General features: G+C 39.9%; 10 protein-coding genes. 1 reads left to right on the top strand and 9 read right to left on the bottom strand.

Going from position 1 to position 10,876, the window contains the following annotated elements:
• Positions 1 to 86 precede the first annotated feature (86 nt).
• Positions 87 to 1,355, bottom strand: coding sequence for an erythromycin esterase family protein (locus ADA55_RS04045; protein ID WP_226990402.1), 1,269 nt, complete (start codon positions 1,353 to 1,355; stop codon positions 87 to 89).
• Positions 1,356 to 1,384: 29 nt separating this feature from the next.
• Complete coding sequence (locus ADA55_RS04040) at positions 1,385 to 1,738, bottom strand: hypothetical protein (protein ID WP_105718894.1); 354 nt, start codon at positions 1,736 to 1,738, stop codon at positions 1,385 to 1,387.
• A gap of 305 nt (positions 1,739 to 2,043) precedes the next feature.
• Between ADA55_RS04040 and ADA55_RS04035 the strand changes: the two genes are divergently transcribed.
• Positions 2,044 to 2,532: a divergent PAP2 family protein gene (locus ADA55_RS04035; RefSeq protein WP_048679385.1), complete on the top strand. Its 489-nt coding sequence runs from the start codon at positions 2,044 to 2,046 to the stop codon at positions 2,530 to 2,532.
• Positions 2,533 to 2,885: 353 nt separating this feature from the next.
• Here ADA55_RS04035 and ADA55_RS04030 read toward each other — a convergent pair whose 3' ends face one another.
• From ADA55_RS04030 to ADA55_RS27695, 7 genes are all read right to left on the bottom strand, one after another.
• Complete coding sequence (locus tag ADA55_RS04030) at positions 2,886 to 3,209, bottom strand: AtuA-related protein (protein ID WP_048679382.1); 324 nt, start codon at positions 3,207 to 3,209, stop codon at positions 2,886 to 2,888.
• Positions 3,190 to 4,530: an acyclic terpene utilization AtuA family protein gene (locus ADA55_RS04025; RefSeq protein WP_311199173.1), complete on the bottom strand. Its 1,341-nt coding sequence runs from the start codon at positions 4,528 to 4,530 to the stop codon at positions 3,190 to 3,192. Before ADA55_RS04025 ends, ADA55_RS04030 begins: the two co-directional genes overlap by 20 nt.
• Positions 4,531 to 4,537: 7 nt before the next feature.
• A complete protein-coding gene (locus ADA55_RS04020; RefSeq protein WP_048679379.1) occupies positions 4,538 to 5,842 on the bottom strand; it encodes a CitMHS family transporter in 1,305 nt (434 codons plus the stop codon).
• Between the two features lie 388 nt (positions 5,843 to 6,230).
• The gene (locus ADA55_RS04015) at positions 6,231 to 7,646 is read right to left on the bottom strand and encodes a sigma-54 interaction domain-containing protein (protein ID WP_226990401.1); all 1,416 of its coding nucleotides are present in this window, start codon (positions 7,644 to 7,646) and stop codon (positions 6,231 to 6,233) included.
• Positions 7,647 to 8,024: 378 nt separating this feature from the next.
• On the bottom strand, positions 8,025 to 8,732 hold the full coding sequence (locus ADA55_RS04010) for a GntR family transcriptional regulator (RefSeq protein ID WP_034312712.1): 708 nt from the start codon (positions 8,730 to 8,732) through the stop codon (positions 8,025 to 8,027).
• 249 nt (positions 8,733 to 8,981) lie between these two features.
• Positions 8,982 to 10,034, bottom strand: a complete 1,053-nt coding sequence (locus tag ADA55_RS04005) for a YeiH family protein (protein WP_081088587.1) — start codon at positions 10,032 to 10,034, stop codon at positions 8,982 to 8,984.
• Between the two features lie 33 nt (positions 10,035 to 10,067).
• The gene (locus ADA55_RS27695; protein WP_053087360.1) at positions 10,068 to 10,817 is read right to left on the bottom strand and encodes a PIG-L family deacetylase; all 750 of its coding nucleotides are present in this window, start codon (positions 10,815 to 10,817) and stop codon (positions 10,068 to 10,070) included.
• Between the last annotated feature and the right edge of the window lie 59 nt (positions 10,818 to 10,876).

Below are 10,876 nucleotides of genomic sequence, written 5' to 3'. Positions count from 1 at the left end.
GGGGTTCAGAATTTTTTAATTCCGAACCCCTTTTGTCTACAAACTGAGACGAAGCTGTTTATAACATAAACGGCTTCGTCTTTTTATTACAGAACGGGTGCTTTTTCTTGAACGAGCGGGTGAAGGGCCTGGGTTTCATCAATATAAATAAAAGCATCGTATCTATCTGACATTACAGAAGGAACATAGTTACCATATTGTTCATATTCCGGTCTGTATACAACCCCAATCGCCCGATGTCCAATCCTCCCTTGGAATAGCTGACGATTTTCATCGGTGAAAATGAGCAACTTATCATAAGCCCCCGAAAGGTGCATCGCCTCCTCCCAACTTCCCTTCATTGCCGGGGGTACTGTTTTTATTTCGAAATCCATGCCCCACTCCTCTGCTGCTATAACAGTTCCTCTATAGGTTCCGAAACCTGTGATAAATACATCTTCAGTCGGGTTTTGCTCTCGAATGACCTGGCCGACATTAATCATCCCGGAATCCTTCATATCAGTAGCGCTGGCGTCACCAACATGGGTATTATGTTCCCATACAATGGCCTTGCCTTCAGAGCCGTAAAAATCCATAATTTCATTAAGTGCATCAACCATATGCATATCTCGAATATTCCATGATCTATCATCATGGACGACCATGGTCCTGTAATAATTTTCGGCATTGTATGCTACCAATGCATTTACTTGAAGATTCAAATTCAATTCTTCGTGATGGGGGTATTTTTCTTTTTTTCGTTGAATAGTCGTCAGTAATTTGGCTACTTCCTCTATACAGTCTTCCGAAAAAATGCCTGCAGAAACTGCGTACTCCTCGTTATTCCGATTGAATGGCTCAAAACAAGTGAACGCCTGTCTGGCAGCTTCAAGGTCAGTTGAATCAATTTGTTTTAAGTAACGGATAACTTCATCCATGGATTCCCAAAGACTGTAGATATCTATCCCATAAAATCCAACTTTCGTTTGATTTTGTCCAGACTCATTGTATTCTTTCATCCATTCAATCAGGTCGATCATTTCCTCGTTTGCCCACATCCAGGTCGGCCAGCGGTCAAAACTTTTTAGCACATCCTTTGCGGATTTAGTCACTAGGTCATAGCCTTTAACATACCTATTTATTGCCTGGCAAGCGGGCCAATCGCCTTCAACGGCTACAAAGGTGAACCTTTTTTCTTGAATCAGCTTTTTTGTTATTTCAACTCGGGCCGTGTAAAACTCGGATGTCCCATGTGATGCCTCACCCAGCAAAACAAATTTTGAATTATGAACTTGTTGAATGAGCTTATCCCAATCTGCTTCACTTGTAAGCATGACTGATTGTTCGACTATTGACTGAACAAGATTATGTTTCACCGTTTATCCTCCTTGTTATCTTACGAACATTATCGTTTGTACTCGGCATTATAAGAATTGGAACCTGCGTGTACGGACAGTAAAGTATCAGCGTATCCCACTAGACGATTTATAAGTTCATCACAAATAGAGTAAACCAGCTGAAAATTTTCTTCCTCAAATAGAACAGGGTCATCCAGTATGACCGTGGTGTTAATGAACATATCTTTGTTTCCATATAGGTTATAGTGAACTATAGCCTTTCCAGCAGCTCCCCCTGTACCTGGATCATTGAAGCCAGGTATGAAAACGAACCATTCTTCTGCAGTAGCGGACCTGAAGTTTTTTGTGAAAGACATTCTCTCGGTTACCGTCATGATCTTTTGTATCTCTTTCGGATTCATATCCTTGATCTTGTTCATTCCATTGCCACCTTAAAACCATGTTAACTATCTTCCGTTATATATTTTCCTTAAGGTTCCCATCCTATAAATATTAATATGAAATAGTGACCTTTTCCGTAAAAAAACAAGCCTGAATCCACCTCGGATATGATGCTTCCTCTGAACTCGAACACAGCAAAAAGTGATATCATGATTCATTCATCATGGAACTGTGCATATAAAAAATATTTTTGGGGTATCAAAAGAGGGAAGATAAATTCCCGGATTGGGTTGGGTTGGACTGGTCTGGAGTGGAGGAGTTGCTCATGGAAAAGATGAATCGGGGAATTTTAACGGCGCTGTCGGCGATTGGCATTGCGCAAGGGCTGAAAATTTTAACGCATTATAAGCTGACGGGAAAGTGGGACCTAAAGCAGGCTTTCACAACAGGTGGCATGCCTAGTTCCCACTCTGCGGGAGTGGCCGCCCTGGCATCATATGTGGCAGCGAATAAAGGATGGCTGCATACGGAAACATCGCTTGCGACAGTTTTTGGCGTGATTGTGATGTACGATGCTCAGGGGATTCGCCGCCATACAGGCGAAATCGCTAAGCTCGTGAATGATCTTGAAGATAATATGGCCAAATTTTCCGGAGAGTTTCCGAGCTTTGAGTATGTTGAGCGTGAGAAGGAACTGAATGAACTGCTCGGACATCAGCCTGTGGAAGTGGGAGCAGGTGCGTTGCTGGGAGTTGCCCTTGGGCTTATTTCGGCTAAATTGGAGGATGGCAAGCCCTCAAAACCGAACGGCTGAAAACGGTGGGCAAGCATTGATATTCTAGATTTTAAAGTAAGATATGTAAGGAACAATGTAACAGTAAAAGAATGTCCAAGATTTATAAATTGCCAACATAAATATAGATATTTTTAATATGAAAATAAACCATCTCAGTAAGGTGTTTACTATCTTTTCCTTCTTGCACCGTGAAAACAAAAAACCTCTAAGTGGTGTTAGAGGTTTTTTTGATACTTTAAACACTTGTAAATAGTTAATAAATCATTTTTAAACAAAATTGCTTTGCAAAACCAGGCTCAGTAAAGAATGTTAAAAATAAGCAGCAACATCAACACACTATTTATAATTTTTGTTGTTTTTTTATCCTCATTCTATATAGATTCCTGTACCTCTATTTCCATTTCCAATAAGGCGTAACTCAAACTTTTCCCATGTGTATCCATTCCGAGTGATATTGTAACTCCGCCAAGCAAAGCTTGATGGCAAACGAACTGAAGAGCAGCGATATTTGGAACCTCGTATCGAAAAATTTCACCATCAACAATGTCCTTAAAATGTTGTTTTACTCTCTCTATTGTTACTTCTTTGCATAAATGGGAGTAGTCTTTTTCCTGATATGGAATAAGCGAGAGCATCAAAATATTCCCTTTATCACCGGCGCGACTGTGGGCAACCTCATACAGTTTTCTCTTCATGCAGTACACTCTCCTTTATTACAACACTCACTTCAATTTCTTCTCGAGGAAGTAGAGAAGAAACAATTCCTAAAACTTCCTGTGTGTACTTTCTTGCTCCTCCTCCACCGGCTGGCCCGTTTGTGTAAAGAGATTCAACCTCTTCACCAATTTTAGCAGCTTCGCTTAGACTGCATGTTTTAGCTGCGACCCTCAGTCGGACTTCGTATGGTTCATTCCATTGTCCAAACGTATTACGGTGTGTGGATGAAACACCGATATAATCAATCCGCAATTCATCAAAACGCTTCTCAAGTCTCGTTCTCATAACGTCTCCTGCTAGTTGTGCTCGTCCCCATGCATTTGAACCTGCATAAGAAATTTCCCCTTCTCCAATAAACCCTGCATGGTAACCGACGCTTACTTTTAACGTTTCCGGCCGTTTCTTTCCTTTCCCTCCTGTTACTTCAATTCGATCCGGCCCTGCCTCACGAAGCTTTACTGACGTAAAATCGGCAATTACATCAGGTGTAATGTATTCGTTCGGATTTGTGACTTCATATAAAAGCTGTTCTTTCGCCGTCATCAGATTGATAACTCCACCTGTATTTGGAACTTTTGTAATCAAGGCAGAACCATCTGCTTGTACCTCCGCATACGGAAATCCTAAGTTCTCCAAGTGTGGAACATCCTTTTTTCCCGGATCTGCGTAATAACCGCCAGCAATTTGACCACCGCACTCCAAAAGGTGGCCAATAATGGTTCCCTGTGCAATTAAATCTGCATCGTCAACCGACCACCCGAAGTGGTGTACCATTGGCGCTAAAAATAAGGATGGATCTGCCACTCTCCCGGTCAGAATAATGTCTGCTTCTTTTTCTAACGCAGGTAAAATTGCTTCCACACCGAGATAGGCATTTGCCGATAAAATTGGGCCATATGAATGTAGAGGCTTATTTGTTTCCATAGACAGTGCATCTGTATCTAGGAATGCCAATACATCATCTCCTGTCACAGCCGCGACTTTAATAGAAAGACCTAGTCGTTGGGCAATTTCAATTACCTTTTCAGCGCCACTGACCGGGTTGGCTGCTCCCATATTTGTAATTAACCGCACACCATTTTGAATGAGTGTTGGTAGTAATAGCTCCATCCTCTTTTCAAGCAGCGGATCATATCCTAATGAAGAATTCTCTTTTTTTCGCTTGTGTGCCAGTGCGATTGTCCGTTCAGCCAAACATTCCAACACTAGATAATCCAAATTCCCTTTTTCTGCAAGAAGTAATGCGGGTTCCAACCGATCACCTGAAAACCCTGCACCTGAACCGATTCTAATCAACATAATCACCTCAAATAATAGTAATAGCTCCTGTTAGCAGGGCTGCGATAGTCATGATAATCGTTGTTCCAAATGCCCATTTAAAAATAAAACGCTGATGGTCCCCTAAATCAACGCCTGTCATTCCGATAAGAATAAACGTAGAGGCAGTTAAGGGACTTAATGGGAAGCCGGTTGTCATTTGCCCGAGTATAGCTGCCCGGCCAACTTCAATGGGGTCAATTCCAAAATTAGAAGCGGTTTGACTTATGATAGGTAAAACTCCAAAATAGTAAGCATCCGGTGTAAAAACTAAACTAAGAGGCATGCTTGTAATCGCTGTCAAAATAGGTAAGTAGCCCGCCATCGCTTCAGGAATAATCGACACCATCGAAAGCGCCATAGCATCAATCATTTTTGTACCGGTCAAAATACCGGTAAAAATCCCCGCCGCAAAAATCATGGTCGAAACCATAACAACGTTGTTTGCGTGACTTGTGATACGCTCCAGCTGTTGTTTTTGGTTTGGGTAATTCACCAATAAAGCGATTGCAAAAGCAATAATAAACAAGGTAGGAAGTGGCAGCCATACTTTGATTAAAGCGATGAGAAGAATCAGTGTCAAAATAAGATTGAACCAAAAAAGTTGGGGACGTTTAAATTCTAACGTCGCTACCGCTAATTCTTGAAAAGCTATGTTGTCCTTTTCCTCCATATCTATAATCCCTAATCTTTCCCTTTCTCTTTTTCCAAGCAAATAGGATGAAAACAACACCCATAGGATGCCTGCAACCATAGCAGGTAGAATAGGATTAAATAGTTGAGCAGACGTGACATTCAACGTTGCCATCGCCCTTGCTGTTGGACCGCCCCATGGTGCAAGATTCATGACCCCGGCTCCCAGAGCCACTACACCTGCTAAAATCAGAGGGTTCATCTTTAATCTCTTATAGAGAGGTAGTAAGGCCGAAACAGTAATCATAAAAGTTGAAGCACCATCTCCATCTAACGATACAAGCATCGTGATAACTGCCGTGCCCACCACCACTTTTAAGGGATCTCCTTTCACGATCAGGAGCATCTTAGATACGATTGGATCAAACAAACCCGTGTCCATCATCAGTCCAAAATATAAAACAGCAAAAGCCACCATAATTCCGGTAGGAGCAACCTTTACGATACCCGCTAGCATCATTTCTCCTATTCCCAAGCCAAATCCGCCAATCAAAGCAAAAACGATTGGCACCAACACCAGAGCAATTAAGACCGATAAACGTTTTGTCATAATAAGGTAAAGGAAAACTCCTATTGTCAAGCAACCTAAAATAGCTAACACATTAATCCCCCCCACAAGGCATATTTACTAAAGATTCCATTGCCCTTTCTAAAAAGAATTTTGCTGTGTACTATTCTTTTTGCAAGAACCATGCCTAAACAAAGAAAGTTAGATTAAATTATTATTTAAGTTAGATATTCTTAGGTGTTTGTTCACTCTAATGCTGATTTATCAGCTATTTAAGTACTCACTAAGAAAATTGAAAAAACAAAAAAGGAAAGCGCTTTATTGTTAGCGCTTTCCTTAATGGTAGATCAATTTCTAATTTTTTAGAAAATATAACTAATCATTCTCAAATAAATAATTTTATCCCCTAATTCTATGGCCTTGATGGATTTCTAATTTTTTAGAAATCTATTGATATTATTCTAATTTTTTAGAAATCACTTTAAATAATACGGTATTTTTTCATTTTATTATATAAGGTGGCCAAAGACACCCCTAGAGAATTTGCTGTTTTTTTTCTTCCTTCCATATCATTTCCGAACTTTCCCAAAATTTCTTGAATGTGTTTTGATTCTGCTTCTTCCGTTATGTCTTTTAGTGTTTGACCATTTGGTTTTAGAGTAGAATCTAAGCGATTCATTTCAAGCTTCATCATTACATCTGGTAAATGGTGGATTTTTATTTCCGTACCTTCCGCCATACAAGTTGCATAGTCAATAACATTTCTCAATTCTCGAACATTGCCAGGCCAATCATATGACCGAATAAATTCTAAAGTTTGTTCGTCTATCGTATACATAGAACCATCCCTTGCTGATGGAGTTAATGACGAACGAAGCAATGAATGAACCAGTTCAGGGATATCTTCTCTTCGTTCCCGAAGAGGTGCTATCTTTAAGCTTATAACATTAAGTCTATAAAACAAATCTCCGCGAAAATGATTTTTATTTACAAGCTGTTGTAAATCACGGTGTGTAGCGGCAATAATCCTGACATCAATATTTCGCTCTTCTGTTTCTCCTACTCTTCTGATCTTACTTTCTTGTAACACCCTGAGTAACTTAGCTTGGAGATCATATGACATATCACCAATTTCATCCAAAAAGAGCGTACCCTGGTCTGCCATTTCAAATAAACCGATTTTACCGCCCTTTTTAGCATTGGTAAAGGCCCCATCTCCATAACCGAATAACTCACTTTCTAATAAAGAAGGTGGAATAGATGCACAATTAACTGGAATAAAAGGCTTATTACCACGATGGCTTTCATGATGAATAGCCTGTGCGAATAATTCTTTTCCTGTCCCACTTTCGCCGATAATTAAAATTGGAAAATTGGAATCGGATACCCGTTTTGCCACATATACAACGTCCTTCAACCCGCCATCTTTTCCTATAATGTCATCAAAAGTGTATTTTACTTTATAAAGCGCATTCATTTGCTTTTTAAGCTGCCGGACTTTCTCGTTTTGTTTTTGAAGTTCAAGTGACAATTTATGAACTTCAGTTAAGCTTTTGCAGACGGACACAGCACCAACAATCTGTTCATTGATAATTATTGGAGCCATTTCGACCACATATTCCCGGTCTTTTGTTTTTCGATAAACCCCAACACGACACTGGCAATCTTTTAGTGTTTTTGTAAGTTGCGCTCCGGGCCGATATTTTACCAGTGGCTTCCCTATGATATCAGGTGTAACACCAGTAATACGTGTATATTCAGGATTAATCATTTTTACGTACCCATTATGATCAATTACTAGAACACCGTCATTGATTGACTCTAAAATTGCTTTCCACCAGCCTATGCTATTTTCACTAATTAAAGCAGTGTTTTTATTATCTGATCGCTCTTTCAAGGAATTAACTCCTTTCACCCTTATATACTAATGTTAATCTAAAATTATTTCTTAATTTTATCTCTAAACCTTACATTCGTGAACATTCCCTTTGTGGTGTTATGTGTATTCCCATTTCTTCAAATAAAACCTCTCAATGTGTACGTTGAATACTATAATACTTAGATATTGTCTCTACTAAGTTAAAAATCAGCCATATTTCTATCTTAAAACTACCTTGAACCCGTGGGAAATCATTTTGTAACTAATAGGGTTTATTAGAATATCTTGACTGGAGTTTTTAAACGGTTCCAAACCGACTAACTCAATGATTTTAGAACCGAAAATGACCTAAGCCTCTCTGCTTCTTAGAAAGACTTAGGTCATTTTATGCGGAATTCAATTCTTCCGGGACATTTTCATTGCGAATGAATACATATCCGATCGGAATAACCCTTTATAATATTCTACTAAGTTACCATCAGAATCAAAAATCATTCGTTCTGTAATCAGTAAGCACATCGTTTCGGCTATACCCAAATGTTCTGCATCTTCTTTTGTTGGAAAGCCGCAGGTTATGATTTGTTCCGCTTCACAAAAGTCAATGTTTAATTCACCTTCGAGTGCATCATACAATACGGTTGTACTTAAATCGAATTTCGTCAATTTTTTTCCTAGGTCCAAAGAATAATAATGCAATTCTATGGCTATTGGGACATCCCCCTGTAACCGCAGCCTTTTAATATGGTAAGATTCATCCTCAAACCCATTTGCATCAGCTATATTTTCAGGTGTCATTACACGGCCATGATCTAGCAGTTTAATCCCCATGCTTTTAGTGGTTTCCGTAAAACTTATCATCTTAAGCCATTCTTGCACAGGTTTAAGGGAGACGAACGTTCCCTTCCCATGCCTCTTTTCCAATATTCCCTCACGAACCAGGATGGAAACGGCTTCCCGTACAGTGCTCCTGCTGACAGAATACATATCCATCAGTTCCCTTTCACTCGGGATTTTGTCTTTATAATAACCTTCCAAAATCTGATTTTCCAATATGGTTTTCAATTGAGCATGTAAAGGGATTGGATTTTTAAAGTCTAGCTCCATAAAATTTCCTCCAAACAGAAAAAGACATCGTAATGTTCGTATCAGTTCTTATATTGTAAACCAAATAGTTATAATATTCAAACATGCCAGCGTTCAATTTTTCCCTTAAATTAGGATTATGTTGAGTTTCCGCGTTCATATACCGTTTTTCTTCGAGTGAATAAAAAAAACCTGAATAGCTCTATGTATTCAGGGCTTATCCTATATGCAACCTTCATCACATTTCAGGCATATATGAAAGCTTATATATTAAATGATAAAGTACGAAATTATGGAAAGCAGCAAAGAGGTAATGGTCATGGCCAAAAGAGGACGCATGGCTTTTGTTCGCAGTGCCTGCAGGCTAACATTCAGTCCAAGACCGATCATGGCCATAGTCAATATAAATGTAGTAGCTTTGGAAATGCCATCCATTACGAGAGGTGAAACCGTAATATAGCTTCCAAACACATAACTTCCTATTAGGCTCATGATTATAAAACCAACGAGGAACCATGGAAAATCAATTTTGGCATCATGGCCCATTTTCCCGGATGTTCGCTTTTTCATCCAATACATAAAAATGAAACATAAAGGGATGAGTAAAAAGACACGGCCCAATTTGGCGAGGAGTGCAATCGCTAGCGCATCTTCACCAGCCGGTGCTCCTGCCAAAGCAACATGGGCGATTTCATGAAGACTGATCCCAGACCAGATTCCATAATCCAAAGCAGATAGCGGAAGGATCGGACGTAAAAGTGTATAAACAATGGAGAAAAGGGTTCCCATTAAAGCGATTATCCCGACGCCTATGGCTGTATCCTCTTCCTTCGCTTTCACGATTGGAGATATTGCCGCGATGGCTGCTGCACCGCATATCCCGGTTCCTACAGCAAGAAGAAGGGAAATGGAAGAATCTGCCTTAATCCACTTTGCAATCAGGACCATCACGACTATGGCGAATGTTACTGTCCCTATGTCACGTACCAATAATGGCAGTCCCTGATTAAAAATCACATCGATATTTAATTTCAATCCGTATAAAATAATGGCAAAACGCAAAAGTTTTTTTGCGGAAAATTCGATTCCCGTCCGGAACTTTTCTGGATATCCCGCAATTTGACGATAAATCACGGCAATGATGATCGAGCATGCAAGTGGACCGATTCGATCGAATCCTGAAATCTTCGACAGCCCCAAGCCTAAGAGGGCAATGAAAAAAGTGAAAGCGATACCGCTCAGCCACAAAAGCACCTTATTTTGAAGTGGGTTTTGCTGCACCTGAGGTGTTTCTTCCAATGGCTCATATTTTTCTAATTCCATACATTCCTTCCCCCTTTCCAGATAAACTAAATATCATCCCATCCTTTCAATCGTTTGAAAAAAATCGGTTTCTTCTAGATTAGGAAGTGAATTCCCTTTGATAAAATACTCGGATTCCTTTAAAAAAGGCAAGCTTGGATTTTGATTCGTCCACAATTCAGGAACCGCTAAAGTCTGGGAACGATGTGACCTTAAGGCACGGATTTTTTTCTTTAAAGTCCCTGCTATATTGACTTCTGTGACACTGCCCGGCCCGTTTTCCTTTAACCATTCATCATAAAAAGCATGCCAAAGGACAAAGTACAAACTATGAACCTTAATAGCTGGAAATAATGGATCTGGATAAAAATCGGGATCACCGGAGTTTAAGAAAGCTAATGCGGCAGCACGGCCAATCGCACAATGGTCTGGATGCCCCCCGTATTTCTCATGGAATGTAATTAGTGCATCCGGTTGAACTTCACGAATCACCTTTACGATTCTCTCCGCCAATAAATCGAAGCTTTCAAATTCAATCGTTTTATCCCTTATGTTTAAAAATCGCAGGTCACTGATCCCCAATTCTTCACAAGCTCTTTTTAACTCCTCCACCCTTAGTTCTGGCAATGCCTCCCTTGTTGTTACAATGGGATTTCCCATTCGTCTGCCCATTTCGCCTTTTGTCGCACATAGTAAAGTTATCTGAACACCTCGCTCAGACATTTTAGCAATGGTTCCCCCACACAGGAATGACTCATCATCGGGATGTGCCAGAACCACCAATAACCTTAGTTGTGATTGCATATTTCCTCCTGTTTTGGATTCCCCAGTTTTCCCACACTGTTAGACTCAATATGAAAAAA

Origin of the sequence: Bacillus sp. 220_BSPC (assembly GCF_001054655.1) — a bacterium.
GTDB classification, from domain to species: domain Bacteria; phylum Bacillota; class Bacilli; order Bacillales; family DSM-1321; genus Peribacillus; species Peribacillus frigoritolerans.
This window is presented reverse-complemented; position numbering and strand designations above follow the sequence as displayed.

Excerpts from the sequence above, each read along its gene's own strand:
- ADA55_RS04030 (WP_048679382.1), bottom strand. The coding sequence starts at position 3,209 with ATGAAGAGAAAACTGTATGAGGTTGCCCACAGTCGCGCCGGTGATAAA.
- ADA55_RS27695 (WP_053087360.1), bottom strand. The coding sequence starts at position 10,817 with ATGCAATCACAACTAAGGTTATTGGTGGTTCTGGCACATCCCGATGAT.
- ADA55_RS04025 (WP_311199173.1), bottom strand. The coding sequence starts at position 4,530 with ATGTTGATTAGAATCGGTTCAGGTGCAGGGTTTTCAGGTGATCGGTTG.
- ADA55_RS04040 (WP_105718894.1), bottom strand. The coding sequence starts at position 1,738 with ATGAATCCGAAAGAGATACAAAAGATCATGACGGTAACCGAGAGAATG.
- ADA55_RS04010 (WP_034312712.1), bottom strand. The coding sequence starts at position 8,732 with ATGGAGCTAGACTTTAAAAATCCAATCCCTTTACATGCTCAATTGAAA.
- ADA55_RS04035 (WP_048679385.1), top strand. The coding sequence starts at position 2,044 with ATGGAAAAGATGAATCGGGGAATTTTAACGGCGCTGTCGGCGATTGGC.
- ADA55_RS04005 (WP_081088587.1), bottom strand. The coding sequence starts at position 10,034 with ATGGAATTAGAAAAATATGAGCCATTGGAAGAAACACCTCAGGTGCAG.